This window comes from Chryseobacterium sp. ZHDP1, assembly GCF_018603435.1.
Classification (GTDB): Bacteria; Bacteroidota; Bacteroidia; order Flavobacteriales; family Weeksellaceae; genus Chryseobacterium; species Chryseobacterium indicum.
Genome location: NZ_CP075682.1, coordinates 2,844,223 through 2,865,506, shown reverse-complemented (window position 1 = coordinate 2,865,506; position 21,284 = coordinate 2,844,223). Strand labels below are relative to the sequence as shown.

The 21,284-nt window shown below is 37.3% G+C and carries 18 protein-coding genes; 2 read left to right on the top strand and 16 right to left on the bottom strand.

Translation table 11 applies throughout. The features are described 5' to 3' along the window. Positions 1-30: 30 nt before the first annotated feature. The gene (locus tag KKI44_RS12940) at positions 31-360 is read right to left on the bottom strand and encodes a HesB/IscA family protein (protein ID WP_214587656.1); all 330 of its coding nucleotides are present in this window, start codon (positions 358-360) and stop codon (positions 31-33) included. A gap of 272 nt (positions 361-632) precedes the next feature. On the opposite strand from KKI44_RS12940, the gene KKI44_RS12935 reads away from it, so the two are divergent. Next, positions 633-1,487 carry a GLPGLI family protein gene (locus KKI44_RS12935; protein WP_214587655.1) on the top strand — a complete coding sequence of 285 codons (855 nt, stop codon included), beginning with the start codon at positions 633-635 and terminating at the stop codon, positions 1,485-1,487. A 54-nt stretch (positions 1,488-1,541) separates the two neighbouring features. Here the strand turns inward: KKI44_RS12935 and KKI44_RS12930 are convergent, their stop codons facing one another. The 13 genes from KKI44_RS12930 to KKI44_RS12870 form a co-directional block, all read right to left on the bottom strand. Continuing rightward, positions 1,542-2,393 carry a neutral zinc metallopeptidase gene (locus tag KKI44_RS12930; protein WP_214587654.1) on the bottom strand — a complete coding sequence of 284 codons (852 nt, stop codon included), beginning with the start codon at positions 2,391-2,393 and terminating at the stop codon, positions 1,542-1,544. Between the two features lie 81 nt (positions 2,394-2,474). Further along, positions 2,475-4,559, bottom strand: a complete 2,085-nt coding sequence (locus tag KKI44_RS12925) for an LTA synthase family protein (RefSeq protein ID WP_214587653.1) — start codon at positions 4,557-4,559, stop codon at positions 2,475-2,477. 162 nt (positions 4,560-4,721) lie between these two features. Next, positions 4,722-5,240, bottom strand: a complete 519-nt coding sequence (gene ribH, locus KKI44_RS12920) for a 6,7-dimethyl-8-ribityllumazine synthase (RefSeq protein ID WP_214587652.1) — start codon at positions 5,238-5,240, stop codon at positions 4,722-4,724. Positions 5,241-5,243: 3 nt separating this feature from the next. Continuing rightward, on the bottom strand, positions 5,244-5,939 hold the full coding sequence (locus KKI44_RS12915) for a tetratricopeptide repeat protein (RefSeq protein WP_214587651.1): 696 nt from the start codon (positions 5,937-5,939) through the stop codon (positions 5,244-5,246). Positions 5,940-6,129: 190 nt separating this feature from the next. Continuing rightward, entirely contained in the window at positions 6,130-6,666 is a 537-nt protein-coding gene (locus KKI44_RS12910) for an adenine phosphoribosyltransferase (RefSeq protein WP_214587650.1), read from the bottom strand. A 3-nt stretch (positions 6,667-6,669) separates the two neighbouring features. Beyond that, the gene (locus KKI44_RS12905) at positions 6,670-7,869 is read right to left on the bottom strand and encodes a hypothetical protein (RefSeq protein WP_214587649.1); all 1,200 of its coding nucleotides are present in this window, start codon (positions 7,867-7,869) and stop codon (positions 6,670-6,672) included. 51 nt (positions 7,870-7,920) lie between these two features. Then, positions 7,921-8,934 carry a hypothetical protein gene (locus tag KKI44_RS12900; protein ID WP_214587648.1) on the bottom strand — a complete coding sequence of 338 codons (1,014 nt, stop codon included), beginning with the start codon at positions 8,932-8,934 and terminating at the stop codon, positions 7,921-7,923. Between the two features lie 153 nt (positions 8,935-9,087). Next, positions 9,088-10,419: a quinol:cytochrome C oxidoreductase gene (locus KKI44_RS12895; protein ID WP_076393902.1), complete on the bottom strand. Its 1,332-nt coding sequence runs from the start codon at positions 10,417-10,419 to the stop codon at positions 9,088-9,090. Between the two features lie 8 nt (positions 10,420-10,427). Beyond that, a complete protein-coding gene (locus KKI44_RS12890) occupies positions 10,428-11,144 on the bottom strand; it encodes a c-type cytochrome (protein WP_214587647.1) in 717 nt (238 codons plus the stop codon). Next, positions 11,137-11,658, bottom strand: a complete 522-nt coding sequence (locus tag KKI44_RS12885; RefSeq protein WP_076393898.1) for a DUF3341 domain-containing protein — start codon at positions 11,656-11,658, stop codon at positions 11,137-11,139. The genes KKI44_RS12890 and KKI44_RS12885 overlap by 8 nt, the downstream gene beginning before the upstream one ends. Continuing rightward, a complete protein-coding gene (gene nrfD, locus KKI44_RS12880) occupies positions 11,645-13,042 on the bottom strand; it encodes an NrfD/PsrC family molybdoenzyme membrane anchor subunit (RefSeq protein WP_027381049.1) in 1,398 nt (465 codons plus the stop codon). The genes KKI44_RS12885 and nrfD overlap by 14 nt, the downstream gene beginning before the upstream one ends. A 25-nt stretch (positions 13,043-13,067) precedes the next feature. After that, the gene (locus KKI44_RS12875) at positions 13,068-16,130 is read right to left on the bottom strand and encodes a TAT-variant-translocated molybdopterin oxidoreductase (protein ID WP_214587646.1); all 3,063 of its coding nucleotides are present in this window, start codon (positions 16,128-16,130) and stop codon (positions 13,068-13,070) included. Positions 16,131-16,153: 23 nt separating this feature from the next. After that, complete coding sequence (locus KKI44_RS12870; RefSeq protein ID WP_214587645.1) at positions 16,154-17,521, bottom strand: c-type cytochrome; 1,368 nt, start codon at positions 17,519-17,521, stop codon at positions 16,154-16,156. Between the two features lie 184 nt (positions 17,522-17,705). Here KKI44_RS12870 and KKI44_RS12865 point away from each other — a divergent pair, with 184 nt between their 5' ends. After that, entirely contained in the window at positions 17,706-18,245 is a 540-nt protein-coding gene (locus KKI44_RS12865) for an SPOR domain-containing protein (RefSeq protein ID WP_214587644.1), read from the top strand. Between the two features lie 100 nt (positions 18,246-18,345). Here the strand turns inward: KKI44_RS12865 and KKI44_RS12860 are convergent, their stop codons facing one another. Both KKI44_RS12860 and KKI44_RS12855 read right to left on the bottom strand, forming a co-directional pair. Then, complete coding sequence (locus tag KKI44_RS12860; RefSeq protein ID WP_214587643.1) at positions 18,346-19,620, bottom strand: DUF6080 domain-containing protein; 1,275 nt, start codon at positions 19,618-19,620, stop codon at positions 18,346-18,348. Between the two features lie 80 nt (positions 19,621-19,700). Beyond that, positions 19,701-21,242 (bottom strand): protein adenylyltransferase SelO, encoded by a 1,542-nt coding sequence (locus tag KKI44_RS12855; RefSeq protein WP_214587642.1) that lies wholly within the window; start codon positions 21,240-21,242, stop codon positions 19,701-19,703. Positions 21,243-21,284 lie beyond the last annotated feature (42 nt).

Genomic DNA, 21,284 nt, shown 5'->3' with positions numbered 1-21,284 from the left:
GTACATCTGAAATCTGCATCCAATGTCTTTTTACAAAGAAAAACTCTCACCGCATCCGCAGGTTCTGGATGCATTCGGATTGTTAAAAACAAATCCTTTTCCGTTTAAACCTCCTGAATATTCAAGAGTGGTTCCAGCCAAATAGAGGATTGATTTTTTATCTACAATAATTTTAATATCATTGTCTTCAAAAATCTGGTCGGCATCTGTTTTTTCGTTATCAAACTTCAGAACATATTCTAAACCAGAGCATCCTCCGCTTTTTACCCCTACTCTTATATAGTCTTCAAAAGGCTTAAAACCATCTTCTGTCATCAGCTGAATGGCTTTTGCTTTTGCTTGATCTGATACTTTTATCATTGTATTTATTTAGAATGATTTAATAATGCAAAAATACGAACTAATTTCCGCAATCTCAAATCGAAGATATCTATTTTAATGATTCTGTTCTTAATAGATGTGTTTCGCGGATGAATTTATTGTTAAAAAAGTTTAAAGTTTCCACAATAGAAACGCTTTAGGTAGTTTTTGATTTAACTTTGATCTGGATTTTAAATCTATAAATAAAACAAAGATTTCACGTTTTTTTTGTGTAGTCTTTAAAATTACGGTTTACAAAAAATATACTATAAATGAAAAAATTAGGCATTCTTGCTTTGGCTCTGTTCATGCAGACCGCTTTTGCACAAACCAACAGATTTGTATATCAGGTGACGATGAAACCCGATGCATCCAATAAAAATGATACCAAAACAGAAAATGCGTATCTGGATATTTCTCCGGAAAAATCTGTTTTTTATTCCGAAAACAGAATTAAAAGAGATTCTGTCATTCAGGCAGCCATACAAAGTGGAGGAGCAAGAGGTTTTAACAGAGATCAGATGGAAGCTTTACGGTCAAACATCAATTATTCTGTTGAAAAAGATAAGAAAAGCCAGAAAATAACCTTCAAAGACAGAATCGGAAGAGATATTTATACTTACGAGGAAGACCGCCCGATCAACTGGAAAATTGCTTCAGAAACCACAAAAATCGGAGATTATAAAGTTCAGAAAGCAGAAACAGATTTTGGAGGAAGAAAATGGACGGCGTGGTTTACCACAGATCTGCCTTATCAGGACGGACCATACAAATTCGGCGGACTTCCCGGACTTATCGTGAAAGTAGAGGACGATAAAGGAGAATATTCTTTCGATTTGATGAAAAATTACAAAATCGCAGACTTTCCGACAATGAGCCAGTTCGGAAATACCATTAAAGTGAAAAGAGACGATTATGTAAAACAGCAGAAAAAATTCATGGCAGATCCGATGTCATTTATGACACAAGGCGGCGGAATGGGTGCGCCGATGAGGATTGACGGTGGTGGAGGAAACCGTGGCGGCGGTGGATTCGGTGGAGGAAATTCCGGGGATTTCAGAAAACGTATGGAAGAAAGAGTAAAAGAGGAAGCAAAAAGAAACAGCAACCCGATAGAATTACAATAAAAATTAACCCTGAAGATTGGTTCTTCAGGGTTTTTATTTGACTGATTTAAATAATTATTTCAAAAGCTGATTGAAAGTATCTCCCTGTCGGATGTCTCCGGTGTTGTATCCTTTCATAAACCATTCTTTACGTTGCGCAGATGATCCATGCGTAAAGCTTTCCTGATTAACGTATCCCTGTGATCTTCTCTGGATATTATCATCACCTACCGCTTCAGCAGCTTCAATAGCCGACTGAATATCTCCGGGTTCCAAAATGTGCTTTTCAGCATCCGTCCTTTTTGCCCATACTCCGGCGTAAAAATCTGCCTGAAGTTCTGTGGCAACAGAAACTCTGTTCATTTCTGCTTCAGAATACTGTCCGCTTCTTCGTAGCTGATCTACTTTTTGCGTTGTTCCTAAAAGCGTCTGAACATGATGTCCAACTTCATGTGCCAAAACATAGGCTACCGTAAATTCCGTTACTTTAGCGCCGAATCTTTGTTGAAGTTCATTGAAAAAGCTCATGTCCATATAAACAGACTGATCTGCAGGACAGTAAAAAGGTCCCATTGCAGACTGTGCCACTCCGCAGCCGGACTGTGTAGTCTCCGAAAAGAGGATAATTTTCGGTGGAGTATACTGCATTCCGTTTTCCTGAAAAACCTGATCCCATGTCGTGATGTTCCATTTTCCCATCATGTCTATCATTTCTCCGATTTTTTTGTCTTCCGCAGTCAGTTCTCTCTGCTCTGTTCTCGGAGATCCGGAACCTGCTCCCGAAGAAAGAATTGAGGAAGGATCTCCTCCCAGAAAGAATATAATTGCAGCAATAATAAGCGTTCCCAGTCCGCCTCCTACAACGGCTCCGCCGCCAAGTCCGCGTCTGTCTTCCACATTACCGCCTCTGTCGTCCGTCCATCTCATAGTTTGTATTTTTTATTTGTTGGTAAATTTAAAAATTTAAACCATACAATTTTTGTGCGGATTATGATATTTTCAAAATATTTATCGATTCAGCTGATTTTTTTTCAGCCAGAAAGAAGTCGACTGATACGCTGAAATCGCTGCATCCACCATCGGCTTATTCTGTTCCTTTTCTTTTAAAGGATTTTCATCAAAATAAATATTAAATTCCGGAGCAAGATTGTTTTTCTGCTGAACCAGAGCGTATTGCTTAACCTTTCTTACCGGAGAAATAACCGTTAAATAATTGTCCTTCACAAATCCTAAATCCTGATAGGTTGCAACATAAGCTTTCGGCTGAAATTCTTTGCTGAAAACGTCCTGTCCTAAAAATTTCGACTGATAACTGAAGTTCAGCAAACCGAAAACAGTAGGCATCACATCAATCTGAGACATGGTCTGAGTAAATTTCTGCGGCTGGATAAATCCTTCTGAAAAAACCATTGCTGGAATTCTGTATTTATCCATCGGAAGTTCTGTGTCTCCTGCGCTGGAAGCACAATGATCTGCAATGATAACGAAGACCGTATTTTTATACCAGTCCTGTTTTTTAGCCATTTCGAAGAATTTTTTCAAAGCATAATCTGTGTATTTTACACCGCCTTCACGGGATTTTGCATTTCCGGGGATATCAATTTTTCCTTCAGGATAGGTAAAAGGTCTGTGGTTGGAAACCGTCATCCAGTGATTGAAGAACGGCTTTCCGGATTTTGCTTCGGCATTCATGGTTTGGATGGCTTTTTTTGCCATGTCTTCATCGGCAACACCCCAAACGTTTGCAAACGTAATTTCTTCCGGCTTGAAATTATTTCTGTCGACAATATCATATCCGTTTCCGGCGTAGAAATCCTGCATATTATCGAAATAGCTGTATCCTCCGTACAAAAATTTCACATCATATCCTTTTGATTTGAAAACACTTCCTGTGGTAAATTTATTTTTGTTGTTCTCTCTTTTAATAATGCTTTCTCCGGCAGTAGGAGGAATGCAGAGCGTTAACGCTTCAAGACCGCGGACGGTTCTGTTTCCGGTAGCGTAAAGATTGGTAAACATTAATGATTTATCGGCCAGACTGTCTAAAAAAGGAGTGATTTTCTGTGTATTTCCATAATGTGCTAAAAAATCTGCGGATAAACTTTCAATAGAAATTAAGACAACATTTTTTTTCAGTTCCGGTTCTGCAGAAACAATATTTCTTTTCAGGACAGGTGGAGCAAACTGGCTTAAAAAGTTTTTTTCTGCCTGATTCTGATTGATTTCGGGATAAAACTGAAAATAATCCAGCTCATTGTGGGTAAATGCCCAATAGAATTTCGGAAGACCGTTTGCCTGAATTTCTTCTTCAAAAACACTGCTTCCTTTCATTTTTGTAGTGAAATTTAATCCAAATAAGCTTACTCCAATCAAAAGAATAAACGATCCCAGTAAAATAAATTTCTGCTTCACATCCGGAAGATCCAAAAGCTCTTTTTTAGTTCTTTTAAAAATGAAAAATGTGATCGAGAGTGTTACCAGAAAAATTACTGAGAAAAGAGGAACCACAGGGTAGCTTTCCATGATGTTTCCTATTACTTCATTGGTGTAAATGAGATAATCTACCGCGATGAAATTATATCTCAGTCCGAATTCGTTATAGAAGAAATATTCGCTTACTGCGTTGAATACGATGAGTAAAACGTACAGAAAAAGCGTTATGAAATAAAGTACATTCCGTATTTTCAAACGTTGTTTCGGAAGGAAAAGCATTAATGCGAAGCAGATAATTTTTAAGCCGATAAAAGCCAGCGCGATTTCTGCAACCGAGCCGCCGTATTGTTTGAAAATATTGTTCGGAATCAGAAGGATGTACAGAAAAAACAGGACTAAAATCCCCAAAATGATCTGTCCGTAAGGTTTCTGATATTTTGAATTGGATAAAAATAAAAAATAGAGGGCTAAAAAGGTGCTGGCTAAAATAAAAACCAAAGCATCATTGAGAACACCTACCAAAATTATTTTTAACACTTCAAACACCCCAAAACTGGCTGTGGTAATGGGATGGAAGAAAAATACAATCCTTATGATTAAAGAAATGATAAGGTAAAAGACTCCTAAATAAAGGAATGGTTTTGTTTTCTGAACAAACATTGTTATGATTTGAATATGAATTCTTACAAAAATAAGTATTGAATATTATTTGAGCGCATAATTTTTAAAAATACCACAATATAATATTCGGGAGATAACTTTCTGGGACAAAAAAAGAACTATTGAAGAATAGTCCTTTTTAATATTTTTCAGTTCGGAAAATTACGAATTCCCAAATCCGATGTTCCCTTTTCTGCCCGAAAGATTCTTTTTAAAATCAATCATCTGCAAAGCCGTAACTGCTGCTTCAACCCCTTTGTTTCCAAGATCGCCGCCGCTTCTTGCAATCGACTGCTCTTTTGTATCGTCCGTTAAAACACAGAAAATAGTCGGAGTATCTGTGAGAACATTACAATCTTTAATTCCCTGTGCAACCGCCGAACAAACGTAATCGAAATGAGGCGTTTCTCCACGGATCACACATCCGATTGCAATTACTGCGTCAAATTTTCGCTCTTTACAAAGCTGCATACTTGCATAGCTTAACTCAAAAGCTCCCGGAACCGGAAAAAGAGAGATTTTTTCAGATTTTACTCCTTCTTTTTGAAGGATTTCCAGAGCTGCATCACGAAGATTGTAGGTTACAAAATCATTCCACTCAGAAAAAACAATGCCGATAGAAAAATCATCGGCATTGGTTATGTTAAGTGGCTTGTAATCAGAAAGATTAACTGTTGCCATTGTTTAGTAATATTTAGTCATTTCAATATAAGAATCAGACATTCCGTTGTCGTAGTCCTGATATTTTTCGTCAATTGTTGCAAAATACTTTTTAGCTTCTGCATTTTTCTTTAATCCTAAAGCTAAGATACCGGCTTTTCTCGTAAAATAATACGTTGTGTAAGGATCGTCTGAAGCTGATGCCGCTTTGTCTAATAACTGAAGTGCTTCATCATTTTTGTTAAGACCGGATTTTGCATCTGCCATTGCTCCATATTTCATTGCCATCAATGTTTTGTTGTCAGATGAAAAACTATCTAAAAGATCATAAGCTTCCTGAAATTTACCTTCTTTGAATTTCACCAAACCTGCGTTGTAAGCAGAAAGCTTTCCTACGTTGGTTGCAGAATATTCGTTATAAGTTCCTAAGAAACCCGGATTTGCAGCAGATTTTCCGCCTAAAGCCTCTTTATCTTTACCGTCAGCAAGATTTTTCTGAGCAGCCAGGAAACTTTTTACAGCTTCTGCATTTTTAGGAGTTACAACAAATTGCTTGTAACCGAAGAAGCCAAGAACTCCTAAAATAAGTAGTCCGAAAACAATTCCCAAAGGTTTTGAATATTTTTCAAGGAACCTTTCTGTGTTTAAAGCCTCTCTGTCAAGATCTTTAAAAAACTCAACAGTTTCTTTACCTTCCTGCTCGTTTGTAATTTTTGCCATAAATTATTAAAAATTGAAATGCAAATTTAATTGTTTCTGAATGATTTACAAAATACTTTATGTGTATTGTTGATTTTATTTGAATAATTAAAGGAAATTATTACAAGTGAATGAGTGAATTATGAATAGTTAATCATGAAAAATGCTCCGGAAAACGAATTTCAGAGCATTTTATATTATTTTTTAAAATTTAATATTCTAAGATATGATAGATTTCTGCATTAAACTTTTTCAGTTTTTCTTCGCCTTTTAAATCTTTCAATCCAATTAAAAAACTGAACTGAGAAACGGTTGCGCCTTGTTTTTTAACCAATTTTGCAGCGGCTTCAGTTGTTCCTCCGGTTGCTAAAAGATCATCATGAATCAAAACTCTTTGTCCGGATTTTAACTGTCCTTCTCGGGTTTCGATAACAGCATTTCCGTATTCGAGATCATATTTTTCCGAAATCACGGGTGGTGGAAGTTTTCCTGCTTTTCGGATTAAAATAAAAGGAACTTCCAGTGCAACAGCGATGGCAATCCCAAAAAGATAACCTCTGCTTTCAATTCCGCATACTGCATCAACTTTTCCTTTGCTGAATTGTACCAGATCTGCAATCACCTCTTCATACAGTTTCGGGTTTAGGAAAATGGGAGAGATGTCCTTAAACTGAATTCCCGGAATCGGAAAATCAGGTATATTTTCGATGGTTTCTTCCAGTTTTGTGATCAGCTGCTGCGATGCCATTTTTTACGGATTGATTTTGTAGCTGGAAATTTTCCAGTCTCCGTTTACATTTTTAAGTCCGAAAGTTGCTTTCAGAGATGTTGTTTTTCCACTTTTATCCGTTACATCATACGTTGCACTTACGCTTGCAGAAGTTGCATTGGAAGCATTGGTGGTGATGTTTTTTACGCTTACATTTTTCACCGAGCCAAATCCTGAAGTCGGATTTGAGAACGACTCATAACTTCCCCAATTCGGGTTGCTTGCAGAGTTGTAAGCTGCTTTTAAGTTTTGAGCGCTTACGTTATTTAAAAATCCTGAAACAGTGCTTTTTGGATCTGCAGCCGGTTGTTTAGGTGCGGCAGGAGTTGTTGGAGCTGTTGCGTTCGGATCTGTTGCAGAAGGAACGCTTGCATTCGGGTTGTTCGGATCGATTACGGCAGGATCCTGAATAACCGCTGTTGAATCTACTTTCGGAGCAGCCGGAACTTTCAGTAAAAGAGGATTAACATCCAGTCCGATTTTTGTCATTTTGAAAGTTTTCGCAGTTGTTTTTACAGAAACCGTGATATCGATTTTATTATCAACAACCTTAGCTGCAGGAAGTGAAGAGAATTTTAAATTAAATCCTTTGAAATTGTTATCCTGCATTAAATTTTTAGCCGTGGAAAGCTTTACTCCATTGCTGAATACTTCCAGCGTTGCTTCCAGACCAGCTCCTGTAAAGGATACAGGATTTCCGGCGTTATCAACTAATCTCGGAACAATCTGAAGCGCAGTAGGAGCTCCGGTTCCATCATCTCCTGTCGGTCTTGTGGTAATGCTCAATGAATTGGCTTTTACGTCATTCGAATCGCTTTCTTTAGCCTTGTCATTTCCGAAGATATTCATTTCTCCTAATGAAGGCGGTGCTGTACTTGCCCATTCGATTCCGTTTTTTTGTGCTACCTGATCTGCCATTGCCATAATTTCCGGCACTTTTTTACCGTCAATCAACTGTCCTAAAGCTTTCAGTTCGGCAACATCTCCATCAGCTTCCACTCCAAAAGTTTTTAGGATGTAGAGCGCTTCGTTAAATTTAATTTGCTTAATAGTAGGTAAACTTGCCGTCATATCATTGATACTCGACTGCAAAGTTTTAGTATTGGTAGCATCTACATGATCTTTCTTGCATGCTGTGAAAAGCAACAGGCTGAAAATTAGTAGAAAAGAAAACTTTTTCATTTTTTTTTCGGTTTACCACAAAAATAATAAAACCATTATTAATAGAGGATTTTATTTTTTATTTTGTTGTTCTTTTAGCTGATCTCTGAAAAACGAACTGAAAACAGTCTGCATATTCGGAAAAGACGGATCTTCCCAATATTTTGTTGTGTAACTGCTTTTATTGGTATTCAAATTTACACTTTCGATATCTTTATCATTTCTGAATTCTATTTCCACAGGATAAAAATTGCTGTATAAGATCAACTGGTTGTAGTCTGGCTCACTTTTGTGCTTTAATTTGACAAATCGAATGTCGTTAAATTCCAGAAGATCTCTTAAGGTTTTATTGCTTTCTTTCTCGTAAGAAGCATTTGAGATTACTCTTATATCGTAAAAACGGTATCCTAAAATGTTTAGTTCTTTTTCCTGTAAAGCACTGTGGGCAATTTCGATCTGATCTTTCCGGTCACCTTTCAGTTCTTTAATGACGGCATTTCTTTTTTTATATTCCTGAATATTTCCAAGGTCTTTCATCTCAGGTACATTCATCATTCTGCCATAATCAAAGGATGCTGTCGATTTTTTATCGATATTTTTTTCTTCAATCCTGAATGCTCTGTACTGTTCTACATTGACGCTTTTCAGTTTTTTTGTTTCATTATCAAAAATGTAAGTAATGATTCCGTCTGTGTAGCAGTTTAACTTATTGTTTACAGTAACGTAAGAGTTAAAGTTTCCTTTTACAAAAATATATTTTGCGGGTTTATTATTTTTTATGATCACACGTTCGATATCTTTTACCCTGTCATCTACTTTAATGATTTCTTTGTCAAAATCTGCATAGGACAAAGTAGCGATAGACATATTATCGTAGATCAGCTGAAACTTTTCCTGATCCGGTTTTATGGATTGTTTGTCTATTTTTCCATCAATATCGGAGTAGGCTACAATACTTCCGTCTTTCCCAAACACCGAAATCTTAGGAAGTGGTTTATTGGTTTTTTCCGAAATGAAAGTGATGCTTTGTGCATTGACGAAATTTACAACGATTGTTAAAAATAATAACAGTAGATTTTTCTTCATGATTGATACAATTAATGTTTTTTTAGTTAAATCATTCTTAGTTTAAGACAATTAAAATTCAGAAAGGCTGCAGGACAGTTTTAATTTTTAGTGCATAAAAAAAGACTGATCATTACAATCAGTCTTTTTTCTTTTTATGTTGTTACAAATTCCTTAGAAAGGATATTCATAAATTTCAGATTCGTGTAGGTAAGGGTTACCTGTAGGGATCAGTTTAAGTTTAGATAGTGCTGAAAGCACAGTGAACATAAATAATCCAACTACGAATAAGATTGCTCCTAAGATCAGGATAAATACTTCAGGAGTTTTCCAGTATGGTCCTACTGTTCCCGGCATTACCATATTGAAGTAATCTAAGATGTGACCACAAATTACCACTACTGCCATTGTTGTAACCACTTTGTAGTTTCTCTTGATGCTGCTGCTCACCAATACCAATAATGGTAATAAGAAGTTTACAATAAGCATTGGTAAGAAAGTAGGAGAGTAGTGCTGGAATCTTCCGAAGAAATAGTTAACCTCTTCCGGAATGTTTGCGTACCAGTATAACATGAACTGTGCAAACCATGTATACGTCCAAAGCATACTGGTTGCAAATAGGAATACTCCTAAATCATGTAAGTGGTTATCGTTGAATTGAGGAAGGAATCCGTTTTTCTTTAAATAAACACTTAGAAGAATGATTACCGCAATACCACTTGAAAGGCAGCTCACCATTGAATACCAGATATACATGGTAGAATACCAGTGTGGGTCAATAGACATCAACCAGTCCCAAGCCCAAGCTGCAGAAGCAAAACCGAAGAATGCAATATATCCTACTGCCCATCTGTAAAGCATTTGATATTCTACTCTTGATTTTGTTTCGTCTACTTTTTTAGACTGAGCTTTCAGTTTCCAAGCGAAGAAAGAAGCTCCTAATACGTAGATGAAAGTTCTTACTGCATAGAAAGGAATATTTAAGAAAATTCTTTTTTCAAATAAGATCACATCGAAATGAGCAGAATTTGGGTCTGTTAATTCCGGATCCATCCAATGGAAAAGGTGACCTTGGTGTGTGATGTTTAAAATCATTAAAATGATTAAAATAGCACCACCGTAAGGAATATAAGAAGCAATAGCTTCCATTACTCTTGTAATGATAATTGGCCAACCTGCGTGTGCAGCATGCTGAATAGAATAGAAGAATAATACGCAGCAGCTTACTCCAAAGAAAAATACAGCTACAAAATGTATTGCCGCTAAAGGCTGGTTATGAACCTGAAGAGTAGCATGCTCAAGGTGAGCTGCGTGATCCTGAGGTCCTACCATTTCACTAGAATGCGTAGGAGCTGTATGACCAGAAGCATGAACCGCTTCCATCATGTGTTCTATTTTCTCAGTAGTAATTCCTTTATTCATAAAGAAACCAACCGCAAAAAGAACTAAACCTACAACAAGAAGGATTATAGAAGTTGATTTTAATTTTGGTGAAAAACTATACATTTCTTTTCTTATTTTTTAGTTTCGGTAGTCATCGTTTCAGATTTCGCAGGGGCAGCCGCTGTCGTGGCTGTTGCTGTAGCCGCCGCAGGTGCTGCAGCTCCTTTTTTGAAAGCATCCATTACATACATGGCAACTCTCCATCTGTCTCCAGCGTTAAGTTGTCCTGCATAAGATCCCATTGCGTTTCTACCGTTGGTTATTACATAATGAACAGATCCTACAGTAATATCTCTGTCTGCATAGTTTGGTACACCAGAGAATGCTCCGGACTGAACGATTGGTCCCTGTCCGTCTCCTCCGACACCGTGACAAGCTGCACAGGTTTTCTCAAAAAGACCTTTTCCTCTTTCGAGATCTTTTGCTGCGTTTGCAGGGTTTAAAGGAGAAGCTGTTACTGTTTTAGAAGCATCATAACCAGCATTGTATTCATCCGGTGTTTTTGGAAGTAATCCTTCTTCGAAGACACCATCTTTATTTTGAGCTACTGATCCTTCTACAGGAGAAAGACCTGTTGCAAAATTATTTTTAACAAAAGCAGGAATTTCATTTTCATGATCTGAATAAGCATCCTGAGCTTTCATCAATGGATCGTAAGCTACCGGAAAATACATATCCGGGAAATAGACCAGCGGAGTATTCTCTTTTGGTCCGCAAGAGTTAAGTAAAACTGTTGTTAAACCTAAAACTGCTGTAATTTTTAATACATTCTTTTTCATTTTAAGCATCTTTAACAGTTATTTCTTCAACTCCAGTTTCAATAAGCAACTGCTTTACAGATTCCACATCTTCAGTTACAAATTCCATTAAGAATTTATCATCCGTTGTTCTTGGATCCGGGTTTTGTGCAGGAGCTCCTGGATACATTTTGTTTCTTACCAAGAAAGTTAATGACATCATATGCGCTGCGCAGAATACCATAAGCTCAAACATAGGTACTACGAAAGCCGGCATATTGTGAGCCCAGTCGAAAGCTGGTTTACCTCCAATGTTCTGAGGCCAGTCGTGGTTCATTACATACCATGTAAGAGTAGCACCGATCGTAACTCCATAACAAGCGTAGATAAAAGCGGCATCAGAAATTCTTGTTTTCTTTAACCCTAAAGCTTTATCTAGTCCGTGAACCGGAAACGGAGTATAGACTTCGTTTATTTTGATTCCTTTATCGTTGAATGCTTTAACGCCGTTCATTAAATCGTCGTCGTCAGCATAAAGTCCGTATACAATTTTAGTGGTGCTCATCTCCTTCTTTTGCTTTATAAGTTTCACCTGAGATTTTCAAAATCGATTTTAATTCAGCCTGTGCAATTACAGGGAATGTTCTTGCGTATAATAAGAATAATACAGAGAAGAACCCGATTGTTCCTAAATATACACCCACATCAATGATTGTTGGCTTAAACATCGTCCAAGAACCAGGCAAGTAATCTCTTGAAAGGTTGATAACGATAATGTCGAAACGCTCAAACCACATACCGATGTTGATAATTAATGCAACAATGAATGTCCAGATAATGTTCGTTCTAAGTCTCTTGAACCAGAAAGAAGCAGGAACAACAAGGTTACAGATAATTAGTGACCAGAAAGCCCACCAGTAAGGTCCAACAGCAGCACCAGGAGAAAGATATGTAAAATCTTCAAATCTTGATCCTGAATACCATCCGATGAAATATTCAGTTGCGTAAGCTACAGTTACCATACCACCTGTTAGGATGATTACGATGTTCATAATTTCGATATGATACATAGTGATGTAATCTTCAAGGTGACATACTTTTCTGGCAACTAACAATAGCGTCTGTACCATTGCGAATCCTGAGAAAATCGCACCGGCAACGAAGTAAGGAGGGTAGATCGTAGAGTGCCATCCTTTAATAACCGAAGTTGCGAAGTCAAAAGATACGGTAGTGTGTACTGAGAATACAAGCGGAGTTGCCAAACCTGCAAGAACCAAAGATAGTTCTTCGAATCTTTGCCAGTGTTTTGCTTTACCACCCCAACCGAATGCAAGGAAAGTATAAATTTTCTTAGTCCAAGGCGTTTTCGCTCTGTCTCTGATCATTGCAAAGTCAGGGATCAATCCCATGAACCAGAATACTGTTGATACCGAGAAATACGTAGAGATCGCAAATACGTCCCAAAGTAGAGGAGAGTTGAAGTTCCCCCAAAGAGAACCGAACTGGTTTGGTAAAGGGAATACCCAATATCCTACCCAAACTCTACCCATGTGGATAACCGGGAAGATTGCCGCCTGCACAACCGCAAAGATCGTCATCGCCTCTGCAGATCTGTTTACAGACATTCTCCATCTCTGTCTAAATAATAATAATACCGCTGAGATTAGGGTTCCGGCGTGACCGATACCAACCCACCATACGAAGTTAGTAATATCCCATCCCCAGTTAATAGTTCTGTTTAGTCCCCATGCTCCAATACCTGTTCCGATAGTGTAAGCGATACATCCGAATCCATAGATGAATAGAACTAAGGCTGCATATAATGAAATCCACCATAATTTACCTGCTCTTTCTTCGATAGGTCGTGCAATATCTTCCGTGATATCGTGATAAGTTTTGTGACCAATAATTAGAGGTTCCCTTATCGGAGCTTCGTAATGTCCTGACATTTTTTACCTATTTATTATTTAAACTTTATTTTTCTACTCTGTTTCTTACTTTAGTGTGATAGAACACATTTGGTTTTGTTCCGATCTCTTCCAGTAAATAATATCTTCTGTTTGAAGCATATTGCTTTCTCACTTCAGATTCTTTGTCATTCATATCTCCGAACTTGATTGAACCTGTAGAACAAGCTTTAGAACAAGCTGTCTGGAACTCTCCGTCCTTCACGATTCTATTCTCTTTTTTAGCTTCAAGAATAGTAGTCTGAGTCATCTGGATACACATAGAACATTTCTCCATAACCCCTCTCGTTCTTACCACAACATCCGGGTTCAGAACCATTCTTCCAAGATCGTTATTCATATTGAAGTCGAACTTGTCATTCAGGTTATAAGTAAACCAGTTGAAACGTCTTACTTTATAAGGACAGTTGTTTGCACAATATCTTGTACCGATACATCTGTTATAAGCCATGTGGTTTTGTCCCTGCTTACCATGTGAAGTTGCCGCTACCGGACATACAGTTTCACAAGGAGCGTGGTTACAGTGCTGACACATTACCGGTTGGAAGATTACATCAGGATTATCAGCAGGGTGATTCAATGCACCACCTTCTTTGTTGAAAGCTGTTCCGTATAATTCAGGAACTGCCATTCCTTCTTTTAATCCTTCATAAACTTCTACCTTCTGTCTTGCAGAATAGTAACGGTCAATTCTTAACCAGTACATATCTCTCGACATTCTGATCTCTTCCTTACCTACAACCGGAACGTTGTTTTCTGCCTGACAAGCAATGATACATGCTCCACAACCAGTACAAGAGTTCAGGTCAATCGATAAGTTAAAGTGAGGACCATCCGTGTCATCAAATGCATCCCAAAGATCGATTTTTCTTGCAGGAAGTGCTCCACTGATGGTGTGGTATTCCAAAGGCTTATTCCATCCTTTGTGTTCATCATCAAATGCTACGTTTAAGAACTCAGCCAAAGGAACTTCTTTAGCAATTTCGTAACGTCCCATTAATGTATTCTGAAGCTGAATCCCCGCAAATTCGTGATCTTCTCCTGTTTTTTCGATTTTAACATTAGAAACAACTAAGTTAGAACCGTCAAATAAAGGATAAGCATTTACACCGGTATCTGCTGTCGCTCCTGAGTTTTTCTTACCGTATCCAAGCGCAAGACCTACTGATCCGTCTGCCTGTCCCGGTTGTACGAATACAGGAACATCTTTTATTGTTACTCCGTTTACAGTAAGGTTTACAAGAGAACCGTCTAACTGCATTCTCGCGTTAAGATCGTTATCAATACCCAATCTTTCTGCGTCTTTCGGAGACATTGTTAAGTAGTTATCCCAAGACATTCTTGTAATTGGATCCGGTAATTCCTGCAACCAAGGGTTGTTTGCTTGAGTTCCGTCTCCCATTGCTGTCTTAGTATACAATACCAATTCTAAATCTGAAGGTTTGAAACCTCCTAATTCAGCAACAGCCTGTGCACCGTTTCCTCCTGCGTAAGATAATGTTGTCGCATTTGAAGAAGCATTGATACCGTTATATAAAGCTTTGTTGAAAGAAGTTGCTCCTAAGATAGAAGTGGCATTTGCCTTTAAATAATCATAATAATTATTAGCAGCATTGTTTTTACCATTTTTCCAAACCAATAAAGATTCTTCAATCTGTCTTGATTTGTAAATTTTCTGGATCGTAGGCTGCATTAATGAATATACTCCTGTTTGAGGTTCAAGATCTCCCCAAGATTCAAGCCAGTTGGCTACAGGAATTACAGCTTTCGCTGCTTTATACATTTCATTTTTCTTATCTGCAACTGCAATTACATAAGGAACTTTAGATAATGATTTTTTGAAATCTTCTCCTTTGTGGTAAGAGTAAATAGGATCTACATTGTTTGCGATTAATACGCCAACCTGTCCTCCGTTTACCCATCCAAGGAATTCCTCGAATCTTGCTTTATCAAAATCTTTTAAGAAGTTGGCTTTCCCGGTGAAAGCTACAGATCCTAATTTTTGGTTGATTAAGTGAGCTAAAACCTGAGCTCCTTTAGAACCATCAGCGAAAACAACTGCTTTGCTTCCTTTTGCCAATAATTCTTTTGCGATTTCAGATGCAGCTTTATCAGAGGTACCACCGCCAACGATTGCGTTGTAAACTTCAACTAAAGTCTTGTTTACCTGGCTTGGTTTTAGTCTGATTCTTGAATCTGCGTTTGCTCCTGTTAAAGACATATTGGATTCAACCTGAATGTGTCTCAACATATTTTTTCCCGGAGTTCTTGCCACTGCGTAAGAAGATTCTAAGCCTCCTGCGTTGTAATCTCCTAAGAAATCAGCCTGGAATGCAACCACCAATTCCGTTCCTTTAAGGTCGTAAACAGGCAATGCTCTTGTTCCGAAAACTTCCTGAGCTGCGTCTAATGCTGCAGCATAAGGATAAGCATCATAGGTTACTAATTCCGCTGTAGGATATTTAGCTTTAAAATCTGCAAATAATTTTTTGAAAGTAGGAGAAGCAAAAGAATGGGATAATAAAACGATTCTTTTACCTGCAGCTTTAGCTTCTTCAAGTCCTTTGATAACGAAGCTGTCTACTTTGTCGAAAGTTTCGTCTTTTCCTTCAAATTTAGGCTGTTTTACTTTATCATTATCATAAAGAGAAAGTACACTTGCCTGAGCTCTTGCATTGGTTTTACCTAAATCTCCTGCTGCCGGGTTTGGTTCAATTTTGATAGGTCTTCCTTCTCTTGTTTTTACTAAAACACTTGCGAAATCGAAACCATCGAAATACGTCGAAGCGTAATAGTTAGGAATCCCCGGAATGATTTCATGCGGCTTTACCACATAAGGAATCGTTTTGATTACCGGAGCTTCACAGGCAGCCAATGTTACCGCTGCAGTAGAGAAACCTAATAGTTTTAAGAAATCTCTTCTTGAAGTAGCAGAACCGTTCTTTTCCGCATCATCAAGGAAATCTTCTACCGGAATTTCTTCCTGGAACTCTTTCTGAGCCAGCTTATTGTTTAAAGCCGGATCTTTAAGTTCGTGAATACTTCTGAATTGTATTTTGTTTGAAGCCATTTGATACTTCTAATTTTTAGTTATTAATAATGACATTTACCACACTCAAGACCTCCAATAGCATCTACCGTAATCTTACCACCATCTTTAGGGTACTGTTTTTTCAACTTGTCGTGTAGATTCTTGAAGTATTCTTTATTATAACCGTTGTTCATGTCAACTTCTGTAGTTCTATGACACTCGATACACCATCCCATTGTAAAGTCGTTAGCCATTTGCACAACATTCATAGTGTCGATTTTTCCGTGACAAGCTTTACACACAACATCAATTTTGTTGTCAGGGTTCTTTTTGTTGAAAGAATTGATGATCGCCTGTTCACCTGCTACAACGTGCTGTGCGTGGTTGAAGTATACGAAGTCCGGCATGTTGTGGATTCTTGTCCATTCAACCGGCTGTGTTTTTCCTGTGTACTGTTGTTTTGCAGGATCCCAGCCTGTAGCGGCATAGATTTTCTGGATTTCTCCGTCATAGAAAGCCTTGTCTTTACCAGGCTCCATATAGTGCTGTGCGTTATATTCAGAAATTGTTCTGTGGCAGTTCATACAAACGTTCATAGAAGGAATTTCAGATACTTTACCGTATTTTGCACTGGAGTGACATAACTGACAGTTGATTTTCTGTTCTCCCGCGTGGATTTTATGTGAGAAATAGATAGGCTGTTCCGGCTTATATCCTTTGTAAACCCCGATCCACATGATCCAGTTCCAGATTCCATAGGTTGCCAGAAGCGCAAGGATTGCAATTAATCCTTTTCCTACATAATGATATTTTGCATAGATTTCGCTGAAGGATTTAACTCTTGTTTCGTTAAGACCAGCTAAGTCTTCAGATTGCCCCAGTTTTACTAATTGTCTTAATTTTAATAAGATCCAAACTAATAAAGCAGCGATTGCTAAAAGAGAAATGATTACTACGTTTGTAGTTGTAGAGTTTTGAGGTGCAGCCTGTGCTTCACTTCCTGCTTTAGCATCTTTTCCTGTTGTAGCAGCTGGTTCTGGAGCAGGAGGATTAGTAGTGTACGCTAAGATATCGTTGATATCCTTTTCTGAAAGTTTCCCTTCAAAAACCTGCATCGCCGCTTTTCCATTTGCTTCGTATACTTCATTGGCATACTTGTCTCCGGAAGCTCTAAGTTTCTCATTGTTTGTTATCCATTTTTGAAACCAGTCAATGTCTAGATTTTGATCTTTTTTCAGTCTTGCAACTACTCCTCCCAGAGCAGGACCTACAAGTTTTTTGTCTAGTGCGTGACATGCAGTACAATTCGCTTTGAAAAGCTTTTCACCATTCTTAGGATCACCGTCCTGCCCGTAAATTGAAGCACTGGTCGATAGCAATAAGCCTATTGCGATCAACGTCTGTCTATAATGCTTTCTCCAACTAATCATTTAAATTATCTTATGTTAGTAAATATTGAACATTCAATCAATCCCGCAAAAATAATATATTTAACAGGAATTTAACGGTATATGGAAAGGGGAAAATGTCATTTCCTTTTAATTTGTAATTATTCTAAATAACCACGTTTGGTATAATTTTTTAATTTGTATAAATTTGCGGAAACAAGTTTAAATGAAAAATTTAATCAAAATAATTTCGGTGGTTTCTGTGCTTGCATTTTATGGTGTTGATGCACAACAGGTTGTAAAAAAAGATACTTTGTCTGGGACAGAGCTCACCATAACGATGGATGCTAAGGTAAATACTGCTTTGGAAAGTATCGAAGATAAGTGCTCCAAAACAGCTTCGTCAGTTTCTTTACGAAGTGATGATGAGGATTATACTCCATCAAAACCTACTAAAATTTATGTTCCTAACAGAGAGCTTACCAACGCTGAAATATGCAGAAAAAACCCCAGAATTTTAGGTTTTAAGATTCAGATAACAACAGTGAAAAGTAATGAGGAAGCCAATGAGGTAAAAGCTTATTTCAGAAAGAGATTCCCTAACCTGAAGGTGGAAACAGATGCTTCTCTAAGACCGAATTATAAAATTCTGGCAGGAAGTTATTTCACAAAACAAAGTGCAGCTTCTGATCTTTCAAAGGTAAAAGAATATTTTAAATCGGCGGTTGCGGTGCAGTACAGAATTTTCTGTGCGGAAGCAAAATAATTTAAAATTATTCATACAAAATAAAAGCTGGGAAAAAATTATTTCTCAGTTTTTTTGTTATGTTTATAAAATTTAATTTTTCAGAAGAAGAAGTTAATTTTTAATAAAATTTATTTAAAAACCAAAAGAATTCTGTCATTCTTAAATAGTTATTCGTGATAAGATAAGCAAACAGAATGATGAAAACAGCTGTTAAAAACGATAATACTTTTGGCGATTCTTTATAAGCAAAAAACAGCCATCCAATTAATAGAGGATAAATAAAAACGAAATGACCTCCGTAGATGTAAGAAGTGTGAAGTCCGAAACGCATAACGCAGTGAATGATAACATCCAACAGAAATGAAATCATTAAAACCTGAACGAGTTTATTTCTGAAATTTTTAAAATAACTCCAACAAATCAATGTCAGTAAAACAGCAATAAAAATATAGGGGATCCATGATGAATAAACGGTCATTATCATCCCTTTGTAATGATAGCCGCTCATATTGTGTTTGTCGCGGATAAGGAAATTTGAAAACAGAATATTTCCGCCAAAAAAGTACGAAAGAATCATATCCCAGGTCGGCGTGGAATTTACATTGGAGAATTTTTCATACTGTTCATTGGTTTTGCTGAAGATGTTTTCGTAGTTGAAATTAATTCTGTTCAGATAAAGCAAAATGAAACATATGCAGGTAAAAACTCCTCTTAAAACTGCATTTCCGAATTTTTTCCAGTCTTTAAAAAGGTTCTTTTCAAAAGCTACGGGTATGAAAACTTTTACAATATTTGTTACCGTTAAACCTCCTATGGTAATTCCTGAAAAAGCCAGTGCCAAAGCCGGAATTCTCTCTTCTTTTTTTAGTTTTATAGCGGAATAATGATTAAATAACGTTAGAAAAAACAAGGTGTAAGTAAAATTTTCCGGCGTAAAAGAAAGGAGAATATTCGTGGAAAATGCTCCGAAAAACAAAATTAGTAAGATGCTTAAAGCTAAAGGAAGTCGGATAATATTCTTGAGATATTTAAACACCTGAAGAACGCTTAGGCTTACCGCGAGATTACTCATCCAGGCTAAAGCAAAACGAAAATTTCCATCCATTTTGCCATTAGAGAAAAGCAGAGCCAGTTCTCTAATCCAGTTAAAAAAATAATAGGAGAGGGGATGTCTCTCAAAACTTCCGCCCGTCATTATAATCGATTTATTATCAAAACTGAAATAGGCATCCCACGGAATTCTTGCATCAAAAATAATTTTATGATGAATCGCAATGTATGATCCCATATATCCGTACGCAACGAGAAAAAACAGAAAAACAATAAGCTCAACTCCGGTAGACGGAAAAAGCAATTTAAAAAAACCGATAAATTTTGTTTTGAATTTTGACACCTGCAAAAACTTTCTGCAAAAGTAAAATAAAAAACCCACCAATTCTGATGAGTTTTTGTATTGATTTTATGATTTTAAAATTAAGAACTGCAGGACAGCATCGAGCATCCCGAAACGCCATCATAGCCGGAAGGTCTTTTCACTGAAAATTCAGGATAAATGGTGTGGTAAGGATTTTCTAAAGCGTGAGTCAGTTTAGTAAGCAAATCGGTTTTACCGTTATTAATTTCTTCAATGCATTGATACAGCAGATAATTCCTAAGAATAAATTTCGGGTTGGTTTTATGCATTATTTCCAAAGATTTTTCTCTTGAAATAATATTTTTTTCTAACCTTGACTGATATGTTTTAATAAAATCCTCCAGTTTCGAAAGTTTTTCTTCATTTAAAAATGTATAAGAGACATTTTCAAATTGCTGTCTGAGATCTTTTTGGTCATCATATTTTTCAAGCTCATTGAAAAATAAGGTGTAATCTAGCTGAAGATCCTGCATCAGACTTTGCCAAGCCGTGAAAAACTTTTCGTCGCTTGTTAGCAACTGATCAAAACCAAATTTTCTGCAAAGCATCCTGTCGTGCGATTCCCAGAAATAACTTCCGTAATCATTTAAAACATCTTCCAGAAATTTTTCATCTTTAATTAAAGGATGAAGTGCGTTTGCCAGTTGCCATAAGTTCCATTGGGAAATCTGTCCCTGTTTTCCGAAAGCATATCTTCTTCCGGGAAGGTCGGTGGTGTTTGGAGTGAAATTTAAATCGTATTCATCCATCATCGAATAAGGTCCATAATCGATCGTTAAACCTAAAATTGACATATTGTCGGTATTCATCACCCCATGAACAAATCCCACACGATACCATTCCACCATAAGATCTGCCGTTCTCCTGCACACATTTTCGAAGAAATCTTTGTACTTCTGAATCCCTTCCGAAGAAATTTCTTTAAAGTAATGATGAATGGTGTCATCTGCAAGTTCCTGTAATGTTTTATATTCCTGCTGAGCAGATAACAATTCAAAATGACCGAAACGGAGGAAGCTTTCCGCGATTCTTATGATTACCGCTCCTTTTTCCAGTTCCGGATTTCCACTGTACATGATATCTCTTACGACATCCTCTCCGGTAAATACCAGACTCAATGCTCTGGTTGTCGGAACTCCTAAGTGAAACATTGCTTCACTCATTAAATATTCTCGAACAGATGATCTTAAAACGGCTCTTCCATCTGCGTGTCTGGAATAAGGCGTTGCGCCGGCTCCTTTCCACTGTATTTCGTTTCTCTTTCCTGAATTGTTTTCAATTTCTCCTGCAAGAATGGCTCTTCCGTCTCCTAATTGTCCTGCCCAGTTTCCGAACTGATGTCCTGCATAAGCGGTGGAGTAGGTTTTGATATTTTCGGGTAGATGAGTTGCTGCAAGAAAATTAAGATCTTTATCCTCAAATTTTCCAAGTCCTATTGCTTCTGAAAGTTTTTCGTTGAAAGCAATTAATTCAGGGTTGTTAAAACCTACTGGCTCAACGGTGGAGAATAAGACTTTGGGCGTGTTTCTCTGTAGGGTATTACCTGAGAAGTCTCCTGGAAATTTTTTTATAAAGGGTTGCTGTATATTTTCGATATTCATCCTTCAAAGGTATAAATTAAAAAGAAAAGACCTTTCAAATGA

Excerpts from the sequence above, each read along its gene's own strand:
- KKI44_RS12910 (WP_214587650.1), bottom strand. The coding sequence starts at position 6,666 with ATGGCATCGCAGCAGCTGATCACAAAACTGGAAGAAACCATCGAAAAT.
- KKI44_RS12865 (WP_214587644.1), top strand. The coding sequence starts at position 17,706 with ATGAAAAATTTAATCAAAATAATTTCGGTGGTTTCTGTGCTTGCATTT.
- KKI44_RS12930 (WP_214587654.1), bottom strand. The coding sequence starts at position 2,393 with ATGAGATGGACGGACGACAGAGGCGGTAATGTGGAAGACAGACGCGGA.
- KKI44_RS12875 (WP_214587646.1), bottom strand. The coding sequence starts at position 16,130 with ATGGCTTCAAACAAAATACAATTCAGAAGTATTCACGAACTTAAAGAT.
- KKI44_RS12895 (WP_076393902.1), bottom strand. The coding sequence starts at position 10,419 with ATGTATAGTTTTTCACCAAAATTAAAATCAACTTCTATAATCCTTCTT.
- KKI44_RS12890 (WP_214587647.1), bottom strand. The coding sequence starts at position 11,144 with ATGCTTAAAATGAAAAAGAATGTATTAAAAATTACAGCAGTTTTAGGT.
- KKI44_RS12900 (WP_214587648.1), bottom strand. The coding sequence starts at position 8,934 with ATGAAGAAAAATCTACTGTTATTATTTTTAACAATCGTTGTAAATTTC.
- KKI44_RS12915 (WP_214587651.1), bottom strand. The coding sequence starts at position 5,939 with ATGGCAAAAATTACAAACGAGCAGGAAGGTAAAGAAACTGTTGAGTTT.
- ribH (WP_214587652.1), bottom strand. The coding sequence starts at position 5,240 with ATGGCAACAGTTAATCTTTCTGATTACAAGCCACTTAACATAACCAAT.
- KKI44_RS12855 (WP_214587642.1), bottom strand. The coding sequence starts at position 21,242 with ATGAATATCGAAAATATACAGCAACCCTTTATAAAAAAATTTCCAGGA.
- KKI44_RS12940 (WP_214587656.1), bottom strand. The coding sequence starts at position 360 with ATGATAAAAGTATCAGATCAAGCAAAAGCAAAAGCCATTCAGCTGATG.
- KKI44_RS12925 (WP_214587653.1), bottom strand. The coding sequence starts at position 4,559 with ATGTTTGTTCAGAAAACAAAACCATTCCTTTATTTAGGAGTCTTTTAC.
- KKI44_RS12885 (WP_076393898.1), bottom strand. The coding sequence starts at position 11,658 with ATGAGCACCACTAAAATTGTATACGGACTTTATGCTGACGACGACGAT.
- nrfD (WP_027381049.1), bottom strand. The coding sequence starts at position 13,042 with ATGTCAGGACATTACGAAGCTCCGATAAGGGAACCTCTAATTATTGGT.
- KKI44_RS12935 (WP_214587655.1), top strand. The coding sequence starts at position 633 with ATGAAAAAATTAGGCATTCTTGCTTTGGCTCTGTTCATGCAGACCGCT.
- KKI44_RS12870 (WP_214587645.1), bottom strand. The coding sequence starts at position 17,521 with ATGATTAGTTGGAGAAAGCATTATAGACAGACGTTGATCGCAATAGGC.
- KKI44_RS12905 (WP_214587649.1), bottom strand. The coding sequence starts at position 7,869 with ATGAAAAAGTTTTCTTTTCTACTAATTTTCAGCCTGTTGCTTTTCACA.